The sequence below is a fragment of the Porphyromonas sp. CAG:1061 genome (assembly GCF_000435035.1).
Taxonomy (GTDB): domain Bacteria; phylum Bacteroidota; class Bacteroidia; order Bacteroidales; family Porphyromonadaceae; genus Porphyromonas_A; species Porphyromonas_A somerae.
Genome location: NZ_HF988918.1, coordinates 80,429 through 97,074, shown reverse-complemented (window position 1 = coordinate 97,074; position 16,646 = coordinate 80,429). Strand labels below are relative to the sequence as shown.

The following is a 16,646-nucleotide window of genomic DNA, read 5'->3' as shown; positions in this document are numbered from 1 at the left end:
TTGCAACTCATTTTTCACCCTGCTAGCATAGGGTTTATGCAATGGGGTACGTCAGAACTTCCTCGGAGAACCTTGCTCGTGTGTCCAATACGAGCTAAGCCTATTATTTCATTATGCTTCTAACCATGCGTCACCTCCTAATGTGTCGGTCACAAATTACGATATGTGGCAATAAATGGGTACTTTTGCTTTAGTTTGGACATCATAAGAAATGAAAAAGGATGAATAGTATGTTTAATAAAGACAATGAATTGATATTAGCTATATTTAGCGGTCAGGATAGGCCTGGCATTTCTGCTGCGATCACAGAGACCCTTGCTAAGCATAAAGTGACTATCCTTGATATTGGCCAGAGTGATACTCATAATAATCTAACGCTTGGAATCCTTTTTTCTGCTCTCAGTAGTGAGAATGGGAATATCCTTAAGGAGCTACTATTCAAAGCTAATGAACTAAACGTCCATGTTTCATTTCAACCAATTACTCCTGAGGAGTATACGCAGTGGGTGCAGGCTCAAGGTAAAAATAAATATATCGTGACCCTCCTGGCGAAGCAATTTACAGCCAAGATGGTCTCTGCAATTACTCGTGAAGTGGCTCTGCAGGGAATGAACATTGATGCTCTGGACCGTCTCACAGGGCGTATCCCGCTGATTGAGACGGAGCGTGTTCCCAAAGCAAGTATCGAGATTTCGTTGAGAGGTACCCCTCGGGATAGGGAAGAGCTGCAGCGGAAGTTTATGGAGGTGGCGAATAAATATCAGGTGGATATCTCTTTCCAGCAGGATAGTATGTTTAGGCGTATGCGTCGATTGATCTGCTTTGATATGGACTCTACGCTGATCAAGACGGAGGTGATTGATGAACTTGCCAAGCGTGCTGGAGTTTATGACGAAGTTGCTCATATTACTGAGCGGGCAATGAGAGGTGAGATAGACTTCAACGAGAGCTTTGTGGAGCGTGTAGCTTTACTCAAAGGACTAGATGTATCGGTGATGCGAGATATCGCAGAGAACTTGCCGCTTATGGAGGGTATGGAGCGAACCATGAAGATCCTTAAGAGGGTGGGCTTTAAGATTGCCATACTGAGTGGTGGATTTACCTACTTTGGTAAGTATCTCCAAAGTAAATTCGGCATCGATTATGTCTATGCTAATGAGCTGGAAGTGGTGGATGGTAAGCTGACCGGCCGTCACCTAGGAGATATTATCGATGGTAAGCGCAAGGCGGAGTTGCTGAAGCTGATCGCTCAGGTAGAGAAGGTAGATATCCGCCAGACGGTAGCGGTGGGTGATGGAGCTAATGACTTGCCTATGATCAGTATCGCAGGGCTAGGTATTGCTTTCCATGCAAAGCCAAAGGTGAAGGAGAGTGCACAGCAATCGATTACCACAATGGGGTTGGATGGAATCCTTTACTTCTTGGGATATAAAGACTCTCACTTGGATGAGATAGAGTTTTCAATGTATTGATAAGGAATTGAATAATATTGTATGATACGCCATATAGTGCTTTTTGGCTTCGAGTCCTATCCTAGTGGACAGAGTAAGGAACAGTTTTTGAAGGAGGCGAAGGCAGCTTTTGAGGAGTTGCCACAGCATATTGATTGCTTGAAAAGTCTTAAAGTGAGCTTCAATATCAATCCTAATGAGTCGTACGACCTAATGCTGGAAGGGGTATTGAGTAGTGCAGATGAAATAGAGATTTATGCAAAGCATCCGGAGCATGTGGCTAGAGTGAAGCAGTATATTAAGCCTTTTGTGTCAAAACGAGCTTGCGTGGATATAGAAGAGTAGTGGATCGGTATTATTTTCGTTCGCCTGTAGGCATAGTGGAGTGCCTACTAGAGGAGAGCGGGAAGATACTATCTTGTAATCCTTGCAAAACTGCTGACAATTCACTTATTAAGTATGCCATAGAAAGCCACCCAAAGCTAGCCGATGCATTTAGATGTATCTCGCCAGCGCCACCTCAGTATACTTTAGACCTTTTAGCACCAAGCTGGGCACCTCACTTTTGGTTGACTTTGAGCCAAATACCATACGGTGCCACTCTCTCCTATTCGGAGTTGGCATCTCGTTTAGGACTTAGTAGCGGTTTTGCACGGGTTATAGGTTCTCAGTTGGGAAGGAACAAGCATTTTCTGCTACTACCTTGCCATAGGGTGATAAAATCTGACCATACACTGGGAGGGTATAAATGGGGTACTCAACTAAAGAGAAAGATCTTAGACTACGAACAAAATGGCCAAGCTAATAGATACGAATAGGGTAGATGGACATTTCATGGAGCTGATCATTTGTGAAGAGCTTAGCAAGAGAGGCTTTGTGATTTTGGAACGGAACTACAGGGTGGGGCGACTAGAGATAGATATCATAGCACTGGAGGGAGATGTCCTTTGTTTTATTGAAGTAAAGAGCCGATCCAATCCTATCATTATGTCGGAATTGGATCGACTAGTCACACCTGAACAGCAGAATCATCTCATCTGGGCTTCCAATAGGTATTGCCAAAATCTCAGAAAGGTGAAGTATAAGACAGTCCGCTTTGATTATATTCTAGTCTATGCTCCAGATAAGGTTCATCCAAAGAGTGTCAAGCATATAAGGAATGCTTTTGTCCCAACTGTATGAGGTAATTGTCATAGTGAACAAGCGTTATGGAAGTGGTGTCATTGAGCGCAGTAGGGAATAGTAGGTTGGAGGGAATAAAAGACCTTTGAAGCCTAGAATAACTAATATTTTTTTGGTACCTTTGTATGTAATAGGGGTGGGCTATATGGGGGAGTCTGAGTGAATAAGTACATAGTATATTATGAGTGAAGAATTAATGGCAGGGGTGAGTTGCGTGCCGAATGAGAAAGGTCATTACGACTCATCTAACATCCAAGTTCTGGAGGGGCTTGAGGCGGTACGTAAGCGTCCCGCAATGTATATAGGGGATATCAGTTCTAAGGGATTACACCACTTGGTCAACGAGGTGGTGGATAACTCAATTGATGAGGCGATGGCTGGCTATGCTAGCCATATTGAAGTGGAGATCAATGAGGATGACTCTATATCAGTGCATGATGATGGGCGCGGAATCCCAGTGGATAGGCACGAGAAGCTCGGAAAGTCGGCTTTGGAGGTGGTAATGACGGTACTTCACGCTGGCGGTAAGTTTGATAAAGGCTCATATAAAGTTTCTGGAGGTCTCCACGGTGTGGGTGTCTCTTGTGTTAATGCACTTTCGGATAAGCTAATCGCAGAGGTCTACAGAGATGGCAAGATATATAGGCAAGAATATTCTAGGGGTATTCCACAAACTGCAGTAGAGGTGATTGGTGAAACGGATAGGACAGGAACCTCCGTCACATTCCATCCTGATCATTCTATCTTTGTGGTGACTAAATATGAATTCAAGATACTTGCCGATAGACTTAGAGAGTTAGCATACCTTAACGCCGGAGTGCGACTTTCGATTACTGACTTTAGAGATAGAGACGAGGATGGTAATCCAAAGAGCCAGAGCTTTTATTCGGAGGAGGGGTTGAAGGAGTTTGTCCGCTATCTTGATGGTAATAAGGAGCATCTGATGGATGAGGTGATCCATATTGTCAATGATAAAGGGGAGATCCCAGTGGAGGTGGCAATGACCTATAATACCACTTTCAATGAGAATGTCTACTCTTATGTCAATAATATCAATACTATTGAGGGCGGTACCCATCTCACCGGATTTAGACGAGCATTGACGCGCACGCTGAAGAAGTATGCCGATGACTCTGGTCTTCTGGAGAAGGAGAAGGTGGAGGTACTGGGCGATGACTTCCGTGAGGGTCTTACGGCAGTGATCTCTATCAAAGTACAGGAGCCTCAGTTTGAGGGACAGACGAAGACTAAGCTAGGTAATAGCGAGGCGGTAAGTGCGGTGGATACTGCTGTCTCTGAGGCACTGACCAACTTCTTGGAGGAAAACCCTAAGGAAGCTCGGATGATCGTGGACAAGGTGATCTTGGCCGCTAAAGCTCGTATGGCTGCTAAGAGAGCCAGAGAGATGGTACAGCGTAAGGGCCCAATGTTTTCGGGTGGTCTACCAGGAAAATTGGCCGATTGTCGAAGCCGTGACCCTGAGATATGTGAGCTTTTCCTAGTGGAGGGTGACTCGGCAGGGGGTACGGCTAAGCAGGGTAGGGACTCTATGTTTCAGGCTATTTTGCCACTGAGAGGTAAGATCCTCAATGTGGAAAAGGCAATGATGCACCGTGTACTTGAGAATCAAGAGATTCAAGCGATGTATACTGCTTTGGGAGTATCTATCGGTACGGAGGAGGATCCAAAAGCACTCAATATAGATAAACTAAGGTATCACAAGATTATCATTATGACCGATGCCGACGTGGATGGTAGCCATATCGCCACGCTTCTATTGACCTTCTTCTTCCGCCATATGCGTGTGTTGATTGAAAGAGGGTATGTCTTTATTGCCAATCCTCCACTATATCAATGCAAGAAAGGGGATATCGTAAGATACTGCTGGACAGACGAAGACAGAAAAAACTTTGTCGATGACTTTGCCGATGGTGAGGAGAGCAAGGTGATTGTGCAGCGATACAAAGGTCTGGGAGAGATGAATCACGACCAACTTTGGGATACAACGATGGATCCTGAACAGCGCTACTTGAAGCTGGTAACCATGGAAAGTGCCGCTGAAGCCGATGTGGTATTCTCTACCCTTATGGGTGAGGATGTGGTACCCAGAAGAGAGTTTATAGAGCAAAATGCTACGTATGCTAATGTCGACGCCTAATTGCTCGTCATCTTTATAAAGCATTAATTTTTCATAGGGGGTACAAGGGATGCATCTCTCTTGTGCCCCCTAATTCATAAATGAACTAAGCTATGAAAGACGATCAATTGCTGAGTAGTATAGATTTCTCTTTAGAGACCTTACAGCGAGATATTGATAAGGTCAATCCGAACTCAGGGAAGAAGCCTGTTATTGGCATTTCTGCTAACCATAATCATCTGGATGAAAATAGGCTCACTCATACATATGGTGATTGTATTCGTCATGCCGGTGGAATCCCTTTGATGATCCCGCAGACCACTGATTTAGAGCTTCTATTGGCTACGCTAGGTCGATGTGATGGATTGGTGTTATCGGGGGGTTGTGATATCCACTCTTTGTGGTGGGGTGAGGAGCCTGCTCCTGGTGTAAATACCATTGATCATCTCAAGGACTATTACGACTTGGCTCTTGTGAAGTGTGCGATCAAGTGGAATATACCTATCCTTGGCATATGTCGGGGCTTACAGATCCTAAATGTAGCACTAGGAGGTACCTTAATTCAAGACCTAGCCAGTAAGGATAACCTCATTAACCATAATCAAACCGCCTCGAGGTATGAGGTGTGGCATAAGGTGCATCTTTCGTCTGATAGTCGGCTCCAGCGAATTTTGAGGGAGGAGGAGTTGTTGGTCAACTCTTTTCACCACCAAGCAGTAGGTGTTGTGGCACCAGGTGGTACAGTATGTGCTACCTCTAGCGATGGAGTTATTGAGGCGGTAGATTATTATCCTGAATACAATGCTCTAGGAGTACAATGGCATCCTGAAGCGTTGGCTTGGGAAGGAAAGACGGCACATCACCATCTTTTTACCCACATAGTTGATGAAGCGAAGCTTTATCACCACGCTCGCGCTTTCCATAAGCACCATTTGACGCTTGATTCGCACGTGGATACCCCTTCTATTTTGGTGGGAAATCCTTGTGCCGAAAACTTACAGCCTAAAGTGGATTATAGTGGAATGATTACTGGTGGACTGGACCTCGTCTTTATGGCTGCCTATGTACCTCAGGGTTCGGAGAAGCCTTTTGAGCAAGTCCTCGAGATGCTGGAGGCAACGGATGCTTATGTGACAGCACATCGGGAGGATATGAAGCTCATTTATGACACAACTACTGTGCCTCATGCAAAGAGGATGGGTCTAGTGATGGTCTGTAAGGCGGTGGAGAATGGGTACGCAATCGGGAATGACTTGCACAAACTAGAAGAGTTGGCTCGAAGAGGGGTGAAGTATATGACGCTTTGCCACAATGGAGATAACTTGATTTGTGACTCGGCTATGAAGAGTAGCCAAACCCATGGAGGTCTTAGTGACTTTGGGGTGGAGGTAGTGCGTGAGATGAATCGCCTAGGTATTGCTGTTGATGTCTCTCACGCCTCGGATAGTACGGTGGCTCAGGTACTGGAGATAAGCAATCGACCAATTATAGCTAGTCATAGTTCCTGTAGAGCCCTCTATAACCACCCAAGGAATCTACCAGATGAGTTACTCAAGGCTATTGCAGAAAAGGGTGGCGTCATCCAACTATGTATGTACCATGGCTTCCTCAAGGAGCAAGGAGCTACTGTAGCAGACTTTGTGGATCACATTGAGCATGCCATCAACATTGTGGGAGCGGATCATGTAGGAATTGGTACCGACTTTGATGGCGGTGGTGAGGTGATAGGATGCAGAAGTACCTCCCAATTACTGAGGGTTACTATGGAGATGATGTCTCGAGGACTTGCTATAAAGCAACTAGAAGGCATATGGGGAAAGAATTTACTAAAAGTTATACTCTAATTTTATTACCTTTGCACACAAGTTTATTGATTTATCCAATACACATAACTCATTATGAATAAAATCGTATCTAGGGAAAACCTATCCGAAAGAGTGGTAAAGTTCGTCATTGAAGCCCCTCGAATTGCAAAGTCTCGTAAAGCAGGGCACTTTGTAATTGTTCGCGTTGGTGAAAAGGGGGAGAGGATCCCACTTACTATTGCTGATTCAGATGTTGATGCCGGCACGATCACATTGGTGGTACAAAATGTAGGACGGAGCTCCAGCAAGCTCTGTGAGCTACACGAGGGTGACTATGTTACCGATGTGGTAGGGCCACTTGGACAAGCTACAAAGATCAAGAAGTATGGCACGGTGATTTGTGCAGGTGGAGGAGTGGGGGTAGCCCCATTGTTCCCTATTGTACAAGCAATGCATAAGGCCGGTAATCGGGTGATTGTAGTTCTCGCTGCGAGGAATAAAGACCTGATCATACTGGAGAAGGAGATGAGGGCTAATTCGGACGAAGTGGTGATTATGACTGATGATGGTTCCTCGGGAAAGAAGGGACTCGTCACTGCCGGAATTGAGGAGGTGCTTCAGCGTGAGCACGTGGATCTGTGCGTCACGATTGGCCCTGCCATAATGATGAAGTTTGTGGCGGAGCTAACTAAGAAGTATGAGGTGCCAACATTTGCTAGCCTCAATACAATTATGGTGGATGGGACTGGCATGTGTGGCGCGTGCCGAATTACCGTGGACGGGCAGACAAAGTTTGTATGTGTGGATGGTCCGGAATTTGATGCACACAAGGTGGACTTTGATGAGATGCTAAAGCGTATGAATGCATTTAGAGACCAGGAATTGATCAATAGATAATCGTATATGGAACTTGTAAAAGAAAGAAGGGCACAAGAGTGGCGTGAGCAACTTAGAAAAAGCATGAGTGCCAAGGATAGAATGGCCCTTAAGAGGGTGGAGATGCCTTCACTCGATGGAAAATATAGAGCGACTAATCATGAGGAGGTGAGCCTCGGACTTACTGATGAGATGGCTCTTCAAGAGTCTAAGCGATGCCTTGACTGTGCTAGTCCTACCTGTATGGAGGGATGTCCTGTAAGCATTCATATTCCAAGCTTTTTGAAGTATGTAGAAGCCGGAAAGCCTCTTGAGGCAGCTAAAATTATTCGCGAAACGAGCTCTCTTCCTGGTGTTTGTGGTCGAGTATGTCCGCAAGAGAGGCAGTGTGAGAGTAAGTGTATTTATACTCAGAAACTGAAGAAGCCAGCAGTGGCCATTGGCTTCTTGGAGCGCTATGTATCTGATTACGAAAGAGAGGCGATCCTATCTGGTAAAGCTGGTGAAGAGCACGGGAATATTGTCCCCAATGGCATTAAGGTGGCTGTAGCGGGGTCTGGTCCTGCTGGTCTATCTTGCGCTGGTGACTTGGCTAAGTGGGGATATGATGTCACAGTCTTTGAGGCGCTTCATGAATTAGGTGGCGTACTTAGATATGGTATTCCAGAGTTTAGGCTCCCTAATGATATTGTAGACTTTGAGATTGATAAGCTCAAAGCCCTTGGCATCAAGTTTGAAACCAATGTGATTGTTGGCAAGACTGTTTCTTATCAAGACTTACATGACGAGGGATTCAAAGCAATATTCGTAGGTAGTGGAGCTGGCCTGCCAAGGTTTATGCATATTCCTGGAGAGAACCTGGTGGGTGTGATGTCGAGTAATGAGTACCTGACGCGTGTCAATCTAATGCATGCAGGGCAGCCTGGTGCTGATACCCCTGTATCTCACGGCAAGAGAGTGGCGGTAATAGGTGGTGGTAATACCGCTATGGACTCTGTTCGTACCGCTCTCCGTCTTGGCGCAGAGCGTGCCATGATTGTCTATCGTCGTAGCGAAGAGGAGATGCCAGCTCGTCTGGAGGAGGTACATCACGCTAAGGAGGAAGGGGTGGAATTTATGACGCTCCACAATCCTGTAGAGTACGTAGATGATGGTACTGGTAAGGTTTGTGCGATGAAGGTTCAGAAGATGGAGCTTGGCGAGCCGGATGCCTCTGGTCGTCGCAGTCCTATTCCAATTGAAGGGGCTATTGAAGAGATTCCAGTGGACCAAGTAGTTGTTAGTGTGGGGGTATCTCCAAACCCTATCATCCCAAATAACTTTGAAGGACTTAATATCTCTAAGCGGGGCACTATTATCGTAAACGAAGAGAGTAGTCAGAGTGACTTGAGTGATGTTTTCGCTGGTGGTGACATTGTACGAGGAGGGGCAACTGTGATTCTTGCTATGGGTGATGGTCGTAAGGCGGCTGCAGGAATGCACAAATATCTACAAAGCCTTCAGTAGTACCGTCGCCATTCACTAAGTACTAATATGACAGAGGGGGTATTGAAACTCACACGTTTTAATATCCCCTCATTTTTTGCTATCTTTGCAACCGAGTTATTACAAAGTTTAATTGAATAGAGTTTATAATGAAAGATAAAGTTAGTTATGCCCTAGGCTTAAGTATGGGCCACAATTTCAAGGCAGAGGGCTTTGAGGTTAAGAGCGCTGAGGACTTTACCAAGGGCCTACTAGACGTTTTAGAGGAGAAGGAAAAGGCAATGACGATGGATGAAGCTAGAGAGGTATTAAATGCCTATCTAACTAAAGTCCATGAGGAGCGTATAGAGCTAAATAAGAGTGCCGGAGCTGAGTATCAGCTCGTAAATAGCCACAAGGCGGGGGTAACAACATTGCCATCTGGGGTACAATATGAGATCCTAGTGAAGGGCGATGGCGAAAAGCCTAAGCTTACAGATAGCGTGAAGTGCCACTACCATGGTACCCTTATTAATGGCGTGGTATTCGATAGCTCGGTTCAACGTGGCGAGCCAGCTACATTCCCAGTGAATGGAGTGATACAAGGGTGGCAAGAGATTCTTCAATTGATGCCTGTGGGCTCGAAGTGGAGGGTGACCATCCCATACCAGCACGCATACGGCGAGCATGGTGCAGGCCAGATGATTGAGCCATATAGTACTCTTATCTTTGATATTGAGTTACTTGATATAGTAAAATAATAAATACAAACAAATTAATATTTTAAGTGATGAAAAAGATTTTATTAGGTGGAGCAACTATCCTATTTTCAGTAGGAATGCTTCTTTCTTCTTGTGGTGGTAAGGTTAAGCCTGCAAAGTTTACCAATGACACCGATAGCGTATCTTATGCTATTGGAGTGCTTAATGCTTCACAGATGAAAACTTACTTCCAGCAAGATTCTACCATAAAGCTTGATGATTTGATTCAGGGAATCATTGATGGAGCTTACGAAAAAGGTGGAAAGTCATCTTCTTACATGCAGGGCTACGGAATGGGTGATAACTTCCGTCAAGGAATTGAGCAAGATACCACTATTAACCTTGACAATTTCATTGCAGGTGTTGTAGCTGAGCTTCGCGATAAAAGCGTTATTGACCAAGATGCAGCCAATAAAATTCTTCAGGATTTTCAAGTGAAGATGCAGCAGAAGCAAGCTGAGGAAGCACGTCTTGCTAACGAAAAGAAGGTAAATGCTGAGAAGAAAATACTCGGAGAACTCGCAGCTGATGCTGATGTTCAAAAGACTGAGAGTGGTCTGATGTATAAGGTTGAAACTATGGGTACTGGTATTAAGCCAAGTGCTGATGATACTGTTACTGTTCACTACAAGGGTACTGATGTACTAGGTGAGGTATTTGACTCTTCTTACGATCGTAAAGAGCCAGCAGAGTTTCCACTTAATGGTGTGATCAAAGGCTGGACTGAGGGCTTCCAACTTATGCCAGAAGGCTCAAAGTTTACTCTTTGGATTCCAGGTAACCTAGCTTACGGTGAGATTGGTGAACAAACTTATGGTCCTACAGGACTTCTAAAGTTTGAGTGCGAATTGATCAAGGTGACTCCTGCCAAGAAGTAAAGAAGTCCCTATTGCACTACATTAAAAGCGGTCTATCTAAGCTAGATAGACCGCTTTTAATGTATATAGGTTATCCAATTGGCCGGATCAACTCTCGTAGTAAAAAGTCACTATCACACAAACTGGATACTAGAACCAGTATCCTGAGTCGGTGTGTTCGGAATCGTCATGAAGGCGAATGAGGATCTCATCCAATGCCTCTTTCTGGGTAATTCCATACGCATGAGCAATTGAATTAAGGTATTTCATATCGCTTTCAGTCATATTCTCTAGTTCGTAGTGCTCTACCGCCTCGTATCCATGAGCAAAAATGGTCACTGGTAATGTTAGTTCCACTAGCTTTTCACCTTGTGTGGGTATTTGGTAGTAGCGGTATGGGCTACCGCTTGATAACTTCCCTATAGAAGTGAGGTCGCAGAGGGTGATATGTAGAGAGCATTCAGAGCGGGGTACAGAGAAGCCTAGGTAGCCTTTGTATCCGATAGGGTTGGTTGAACCTACTACCTTAGCTCCATCTTTAATCCGTGCCGATAATGGATCGGTGTCGCAGTATATATAGGTAATGAAGTCAGCAGACTCTTTATATTTGTCCACTTCATTTTTATCTCCATCAAAAGTAGGGTGGGTATCTGAAACAGTAAAAAAGTGCTGAAGTCGTTTTGAATGATCTCCACCGAGAACTTTATCAGTTATCTGATTACCTTGAGCATCATAGTACTCTACCCAGAAACCGTAAGCAATCGCTATCTTTTTGCTTAGCTCGCTATCATTATTGATTTTTGGATCGTGCTCTCCGATGCCGCCTACTGCACAAAGACGTTGCTCAGAGGTGGGAGATAAGATCATTGAGCCATCCGGCCCTTTTTCAAATATAAACCTATGAAAGCGTCGCATATATTTTTGTCCCTTTGCGTCTGCAGTTTGGTGAAAACCATAGGTGCCGTGTAAATGTCCCTCAATGACCACCACCTCCACCTTGGCTACTTCTGGTAGCTCTATTGGAGTTTGAATATTGGGATACTCCACATATTTGCAAGCTACAGCCATAAGAGCTGTAGCAATGAATAGTAATACATTAAGCTTCATATTTTGTGGTTATTTCTTAGATTTCACATTGAGTTCAAAGGTAAAGTCGAGGTCATACTGTCCGTTAGCTGTCCATACACTTGGTTGGTAAAATGGCGATACTTTCCCTTCACTGCTAAACTTGCTACCTCTTGCGTGAAGTAGTCTGAGCCGTATTTTTAATTGCTCCGTAGGCACCTTAAAAGTCATAACTCCCTTGAGACCAATCGGATTCTCTTTGCCGATCACCTTGGCATCAGTTGAGATAGGGGCATCCCAAGGGTCTGTATCCAAGTACAGATAGTCAATTATTGACGTTGCACTTAGATTGCTTTCTTCAATCTTTGGCATGAAAAAGTGTTGATGTATCCGATCTTCCCCATTAGTTACATACTCACGGTTGATTGATTGCCCCGACTTGCTATAGTGGGTGACTTGGACGAAATAGGGGGTATCAGTCTGGAGAGTAATCACTTTGCTCTGTCGCCATTCGCTCGCTTGCGAGGCTATGATAGAGGCCGATGGCTCACCCGAAGGGATGAATTTATCCCCTTTCATAGCTCCAGGAGTGAAAGTTATCTCTATTTTATGTGTGTCCTGATGATTCTTTTGCTTTGTTTCATCCACCGCCTCTTTTGGTTTGCAGCTTGTTGCCATTATTAGAATAGCGGATAGGGCTACGAAAAGTAATTGTCTTGTTTGCATAATCTTTAATCAGTTAAAAGTTGTATGATATTGAAAATTGTATGTTCCTTCCTAAGTCATGAGCGTAGTAGCGTGCCAAGTTGGTGTACTCCTTGTACTCCTTATTGAATAGGTTCTCGATGCTAAGTCGGTAGATGATATCACTATTCTTTGCTATTCCACCTTGAGTAAAACCCACATTGAGACCTACCAAATGGTAGGCAGGTGGGGCAAACTTAATAAGGTCGGTATCAGGGTCAAATCGCTTTTGCTTAGCAACGAATTTGTGATGTAGTGAGATGGAAGCTTTGTGCCTTCCTCCCAAAACTGCCCACTCTCCCTTGATCTCCTCACGAATGTGTAGCGGAGGCATATAGGGTAGATAGCGCCCTGTAGATTGCTCATTAGCCCATATCATGCCACTCGAAATAGTATAGCTTAGCCATGAAAAGGGGTATACTGTAACTTCTGCATCTACCCCATGAAGTGCCGCTGATGTTTGTTTGATAGCGAATAGTGGATAGGTGCCCGATACCAGCGTGCGATAAGCTTTCGTAGGCTCTTGGTAAATATAATTATTGACCCACTGTAGGTACCCCTCTATATCAGCGTGCAACCAACTATTGCGGTAACTCAATGAGGCTACCCACTTAAATACTCTTTCGCTCTTTAGGTCCTTGTTGCCGATCATATAAATACCCCGCTCCATATCTAGACCATTGCTATACAACTCCGAAACATGAGGGGCTCTCCAAGCACTTCCAATCTGACTTCTAAGCGTTAGTCCGTTGGCAATTTCGGCATATCCTCCGATAGAGTAGGTGAGGTTATTTTGGTGCTCAATGCCTCCATAGTTTTGTCCATCATAGTCTATTCCTACTGCCTCAGTGCGTTGTCCATCTCCTCTAATCCCGATCTCTACACCCCACATATCTGTGTGGTACTTTGTAATTGTATAGACTCCCCATCCTCCTTGTACATAGTTGGGGATCATGGGGACCACGCCAGTCCCTGGTTTGTTGTAATTATCAGTGAAAGTGCCAAGTATGCCACTCTCTACCTCAAGGTGCTTATTAGCAGTATAGTGCCAAAGAAATTCACCTTCCACATTTTGTAATACAAGTGCAGATTCTGGTACGTGACTCAGTTTATTCCTTCTCAGATGATATTCGTTTCGAAGGTTGAGTTGATAGGCGATCATTCCCTCAAAACGATGTCGATTATTAGGGGTATAACCCATTTTTAGCTTTGCAAGACTATGGGAAGTAGTATGGTACCCATAATCTATTTTACGGGTAAATGGGGTAATGACATCTTGGGGAGGCCTTCCCATTTCAATACGTTCCTTTAATAAGTCTACATTCCCCATCTGTGCACCAAAGTAGGTGCCCTCTTTCTCTTGTAGAGAGCTGATAAGTAGCTCAGCTTCTAATGCAGTGCTTCGCCAACCTAGTTGCCCCAGCATACTCCACTGACGTTGTCCTGTATTATTGAGCAGATATTGAGCTGTTCTCTTGTCACCGCTATTGCTGTAGTCACCGAGAACTCTCCATGCGAGGTGAGGTCCCATCCCTTTTTCAAGCTTTCCAGATAGCCCATAAGCAAGCCCATTAGTGGCTCCATACAGAGTCGTTGACCCTTTAATACCCTCTTGAGTATAAGGGAGAGATGCTTGCTCTACAATGATAACACCCCCAAGGGCATCCGCACCATAACGAACACTCTCAGCACCTTTTAATATGGTCACACGACCAGCTTGGGCAAGGGCTATTTCTGGTGCGTGCCCCTGCCCCCACTGCTGGCTTTTGTGCCTCACTCCATTGTTGAGGATGAGAATACGCTCCCCATACATTCCATGGATTACTGGTTGAGATGATGAAACCCCATTGGAGATAAGGCTCACACCTCTTACCCCTTGTACTGCCTCCCCTAGGTTTTTGCCCATTTGCATGCCTAGAGTGAGGGCACCAATACTCTGACCCACTGCCGTACGTCTTGTGGTATTTCCTTCAGTAGTTACCACCACTTCTCCCAAAGCTTCAGCAATAGGTGTCATGTGGATTACTCCACCTTTGCTTCTCCTCAGTTTGTCTATTGATAGGCTTATCTTTTGATATCCGATGTAGCTAAAACTCACCGTCGTATTTGCTGCCAATCCTTGAGGCAAATCAATATTGCCCTCTTCATTTGTGACATTTCCTTCCCTACCGTAATGGACTAACACTCCTGGAAGAGGCTGTAGCGTCTCATCATCAATTACCCTAATGAGTAGCCCTTTTGATCTCTCTTGTGCAGAGATGTTAGCTCCACCATTCACCATGGCAAGAGCAATGAGGAGGAAAGGGATAATCCTCCTAATTATTAAGTTCATATGATATGTGATTTCCTAATTCCGTAGCAGTAGACCAAGTCTTTACACCACAATAATTGATGAGGCACAAGGACTTACGTTACTTGCTACAACTACTAACTACTAATCTCTAGCAATCAATAGCAAGGATAGGAGGTGCACGAAGTAAGGGGTGCGAAAATGGATAGGAGGTGATTAGTGAAATATCATCGGGGTACTGATACTCAGTGCTACCGAAATGTACTATTTGTGCTTCGGATTGATCACAACAATCAAAAGGGGAGTTGCCAAAGACTAGCAGGATACACTCCTCCTCACCTCCTGTATTTGTGTTGTCGGTAGAGGTAGTATGATGTAATAGGTGCTCTGGAGACAAGGCATGCATACCCATAGCCCCTCCGAGCCAGAGTAGCACTACAAAGAGGGTGGCAGCAATCCATTCTCTCTGATGACCTAAATATCCGAATATACTATCTCTCCTTTTCACGCCACAAAGATAAGAATATATCTTCTAATTTTGAAGTCTTTTATCGCTATCATTTGTGTGCCTATTCAGGAATAGAATACAAGAAGTGTCAACACTTTCAGGAATAACGGGTGACTGGTGTGTACTATTTTCAGGAATACCACATGCTCTTTTCAAGGATACTGCATCAACCTCTTATTCCGTATGCGTGCGGAATGAATTCCGCAGGGCTACGGAATAGATTCCGCACGCATACGGAATACGTTCCGCAAGTATGCGGAATATACGTTTGCTATACCATCGCATTTCTGAACGTGTAGGCACTTCGTCTTCTCTATTCCTGAATGACTACACACATTGAGAGCAAATGATGAGTCCTAGATTAGGTTGTCCGACCCGCAAGGGGTCGTAGGATAGGGGGGGATGACTGTTAATCCCCCAGTCGTTCGGGGCTAACGCCCCTCCGACGTGGGGGCTAAGATCCGTCGGACCTCCAAGGAGGTCCTTTTCCTTAGGCATTCCACTAAAAACTATGGGGAAAACCTTTCTAATGCGTAACCCCTGGATTTATAGTTAATATATTTTTGAGTTTCTAAAAATATAGCTACATTTGGAGAACTTAAGTGATTGCGGACTTACTTTTTGCTGTACACCCTCTACAGCCATTTTCTTCGTTCGCAGTCATTACGAAGGAGAAGGATGTAACCTCCTCTTCATTGATTTTATTAACGACATAACCTACTTGATGTGACGGAAGTTGTATGGATGAAGTATTAAAAGAAAAGAAAATAGGGCTTTTTATCCCTTGTTATATTAATGCGGTCTACCCCGATGTAGGGATAGCTTGTTATAAGCTACTATGCTCTTTAGGGCTTGATGTAGACTATCCAATTGACCAAACTTGTTGTGGACAACCTATGGCCAATGGTGGCTACCAATCCAAGTCCAAGCACTTAGCTGAGAGATTTGACAAACTATTTAAGGAGTACGATTATATTGTAGGGCCTTCTGCTAGTTGCGTTGCGTTTGTGAAAGAGTTTCACCCTCAGATTCTAGGTCGACCAGTTCACGAGTGCCATTCCTCAGAGCATATCTACGACATTACTGAGTTTTTACACGATGTGGTGAAGCCAGAAAAATTTGCTTCAAAGTTTCCACACGTTGTCAGCATACACAATAGCTGTCACGGTGTAAGAGAATTGGGACTATCAGCTCCATCGGAACGTACTGTGCCCTACTTCAATAAAATCAGGGCACTACTTGAAAAGGTGGAGGGGATAACTGTAAAGGAGCCAAGTCGGCTTGATGAGTGCTGTGGTTTTGGAGGGCTATTTTCTGTAGAAGAACCCGAAGTCTCAGCTTGTATGGGACGTGACAAAGTTAATGACCATATTGCTACTGGTGCTGAATACATTACTGGGGCTGATAGCTCATGTCTGATGCATATGCAGGGCGTGATCGATCGAGAAAAGCTTCCAATTCGCACGATACATTTTCTAGAAATCCTAACCGCTAATCTATAAAGAT

At 44.6% G+C, this 16,646-nt stretch carries 15 protein-coding genes; 11 read left to right on the top strand and 4 right to left on the bottom strand.

Annotated features, from left to right (window positions below; translation table 11 throughout):
• The first annotated feature begins 221 nt into the window (after window positions 1-221).
• From serB to QVO39_RS05600, 10 genes are all read left to right on the top strand, one after another.
• Window positions 222-1,472: a phosphoserine phosphatase SerB gene (serB, locus tag QVO39_RS05640; protein ID WP_018028556.1), complete on the top strand. Its 1,251-nt coding sequence runs from the start codon at window positions 222-224 to the stop codon at window positions 1,470-1,472.
• Between the two features lie 21 nt (window positions 1,473-1,493).
• Window positions 1,494-1,796, top strand: a complete 303-nt coding sequence (locus QVO39_RS05635; protein WP_018028557.1) for a Dabb family protein — start codon at window positions 1,494-1,496, stop codon at window positions 1,794-1,796.
• Window positions 1,796-2,269, top strand: a complete 474-nt coding sequence (locus tag QVO39_RS09150) for a methylated-DNA--[protein]-cysteine S-methyltransferase (protein ID WP_162138138.1) — start codon at window positions 1,796-1,798, stop codon at window positions 2,267-2,269. Before QVO39_RS05635 ends, QVO39_RS09150 begins: the two co-directional genes overlap by 1 nt.
• A complete protein-coding gene (locus QVO39_RS05630) occupies window positions 2,244-2,633 on the top strand; it encodes a YraN family protein (protein ID WP_021903372.1) in 390 nt (129 codons plus the stop codon). Before QVO39_RS09150 ends, QVO39_RS05630 begins: the two co-directional genes overlap by 26 nt.
• Window positions 2,634-2,814: 181 nt before the next feature.
• Window positions 2,815-4,791 carry a DNA topoisomerase (ATP-hydrolyzing) subunit B gene (gene gyrB, locus QVO39_RS05625; RefSeq protein WP_021903371.1) on the top strand — a complete coding sequence of 659 codons (1,977 nt, stop codon included), beginning with the start codon at window positions 2,815-2,817 and terminating at the stop codon, window positions 4,789-4,791.
• Between the two features lie 92 nt (window positions 4,792-4,883).
• Window positions 4,884-6,614, top strand: coding sequence for a membrane dipeptidase (locus tag QVO39_RS05620; protein WP_021903370.1), 1,731 nt, complete (start codon window positions 4,884-4,886; stop codon window positions 6,612-6,614).
• A 54-nt stretch (window positions 6,615-6,668) separates the two neighbouring features.
• Window positions 6,669-7,472, top strand: coding sequence for a sulfide/dihydroorotate dehydrogenase-like FAD/NAD-binding protein (locus tag QVO39_RS05615; RefSeq protein ID WP_018028561.1), 804 nt, complete (start codon window positions 6,669-6,671; stop codon window positions 7,470-7,472).
• Between the two features lie 6 nt (window positions 7,473-7,478).
• The gene (gene gltA / locus QVO39_RS05610) at window positions 7,479-8,957 is read left to right on the top strand and encodes an NADPH-dependent glutamate synthase (protein WP_021903369.1); all 1,479 of its coding nucleotides are present in this window, start codon (window positions 7,479-7,481) and stop codon (window positions 8,955-8,957) included.
• A gap of 128 nt (window positions 8,958-9,085) precedes the next feature.
• Window positions 9,086-9,676: a BamJ family beta-barrel-assembly machinery protein gene (gene bamJ, locus QVO39_RS05605; RefSeq protein ID WP_021903368.1), complete on the top strand. Its 591-nt coding sequence runs from the start codon at window positions 9,086-9,088 to the stop codon at window positions 9,674-9,676.
• Window positions 9,677-9,705: 29 nt separating this feature from the next.
• The gene (locus tag QVO39_RS05600; protein ID WP_021903367.1) at window positions 9,706-10,554 is read left to right on the top strand and encodes an FKBP-type peptidyl-prolyl cis-trans isomerase; all 849 of its coding nucleotides are present in this window, start codon (window positions 9,706-9,708) and stop codon (window positions 10,552-10,554) included.
• Between the two features lie 129 nt (window positions 10,555-10,683).
• On the opposite strand, the gene QVO39_RS05595 is transcribed toward QVO39_RS05600, so the two are convergent.
• From QVO39_RS05595 to QVO39_RS05580, 4 genes are all read right to left on the bottom strand, one after another.
• Window positions 10,684-11,640, bottom strand: coding sequence for a hypothetical protein (locus QVO39_RS05595; RefSeq protein ID WP_021903366.1), 957 nt, complete (start codon window positions 11,638-11,640; stop codon window positions 10,684-10,686).
• A gap of 9 nt (window positions 11,641-11,649) precedes the next feature.
• On the bottom strand, window positions 11,650-12,324 hold the full coding sequence (locus QVO39_RS05590) for a hypothetical protein (RefSeq protein WP_021903365.1): 675 nt from the start codon (window positions 12,322-12,324) through the stop codon (window positions 11,650-11,652).
• A gap of 13 nt (window positions 12,325-12,337) precedes the next feature.
• Window positions 12,338-14,674, bottom strand: a complete 2,337-nt coding sequence (locus QVO39_RS05585) for a TonB-dependent receptor (protein WP_021903364.1) — start codon at window positions 14,672-14,674, stop codon at window positions 12,338-12,340.
• A gap of 109 nt (window positions 14,675-14,783) precedes the next feature.
• Window positions 14,784-15,140: a hypothetical protein gene (locus QVO39_RS05580; RefSeq protein ID WP_288171815.1), complete on the bottom strand. Its 357-nt coding sequence runs from the start codon at window positions 15,138-15,140 to the stop codon at window positions 14,784-14,786.
• A 740-nt stretch (window positions 15,141-15,880) separates the two neighbouring features.
• On the opposite strand from QVO39_RS05580, the gene QVO39_RS05575 reads away from it, so the two are divergent.
• Window positions 15,881-16,642, top strand: coding sequence for a (Fe-S)-binding protein (locus QVO39_RS05575; protein WP_018028570.1), 762 nt, complete (start codon window positions 15,881-15,883; stop codon window positions 16,640-16,642).
• Window positions 16,643-16,646 lie beyond the last annotated feature (4 nt).

Bases quoted from the DNA above. Each gene is read 5' to 3' on its own strand.
- serB (WP_018028556.1), top strand. From the start codon at position 222: ATGAATAGTATGTTTAATAAAGACAATGAATTGATATTAGCTATATTT.
- QVO39_RS05635 (WP_018028557.1), top strand. From the start codon at position 1,494: ATGATACGCCATATAGTGCTTTTTGGCTTCGAGTCCTATCCTAGTGGA.
- QVO39_RS05630 (WP_021903372.1), top strand. From the start codon at position 2,244: ATGGCCAAGCTAATAGATACGAATAGGGTAGATGGACATTTCATGGAG.
- gyrB (WP_021903371.1), top strand. From the start codon at position 2,815: ATGAGTGAAGAATTAATGGCAGGGGTGAGTTGCGTGCCGAATGAGAAA.
- QVO39_RS05620 (WP_021903370.1), top strand. From the start codon at position 4,884: ATGAAAGACGATCAATTGCTGAGTAGTATAGATTTCTCTTTAGAGACC.
- QVO39_RS05615 (WP_018028561.1), top strand. From the start codon at position 6,669: ATGAATAAAATCGTATCTAGGGAAAACCTATCCGAAAGAGTGGTAAAG.
- gltA (WP_021903369.1), top strand. From the start codon at position 7,479: ATGGAACTTGTAAAAGAAAGAAGGGCACAAGAGTGGCGTGAGCAACTT.
- bamJ (WP_021903368.1), top strand. From the start codon at position 9,086: ATGAAAGATAAAGTTAGTTATGCCCTAGGCTTAAGTATGGGCCACAAT.
- QVO39_RS05600 (WP_021903367.1), top strand. From the start codon at position 9,706: ATGAAAAAGATTTTATTAGGTGGAGCAACTATCCTATTTTCAGTAGGA.
- QVO39_RS05595 (WP_021903366.1), bottom strand. From the start codon at position 11,640: ATGAAGCTTAATGTATTACTATTCATTGCTACAGCTCTTATGGCTGTA.
- QVO39_RS05590 (WP_021903365.1), bottom strand. From the start codon at position 12,324: ATGCAAACAAGACAATTACTTTTCGTAGCCCTATCCGCTATTCTAATA.
- QVO39_RS05585 (WP_021903364.1), bottom strand. From the start codon at position 14,674: ATGAACTTAATAATTAGGAGGATTATCCCTTTCCTCCTCATTGCTCTT.
- QVO39_RS05575 (WP_018028570.1), top strand. From the start codon at position 15,881: ATGGATGAAGTATTAAAAGAAAAGAAAATAGGGCTTTTTATCCCTTGT.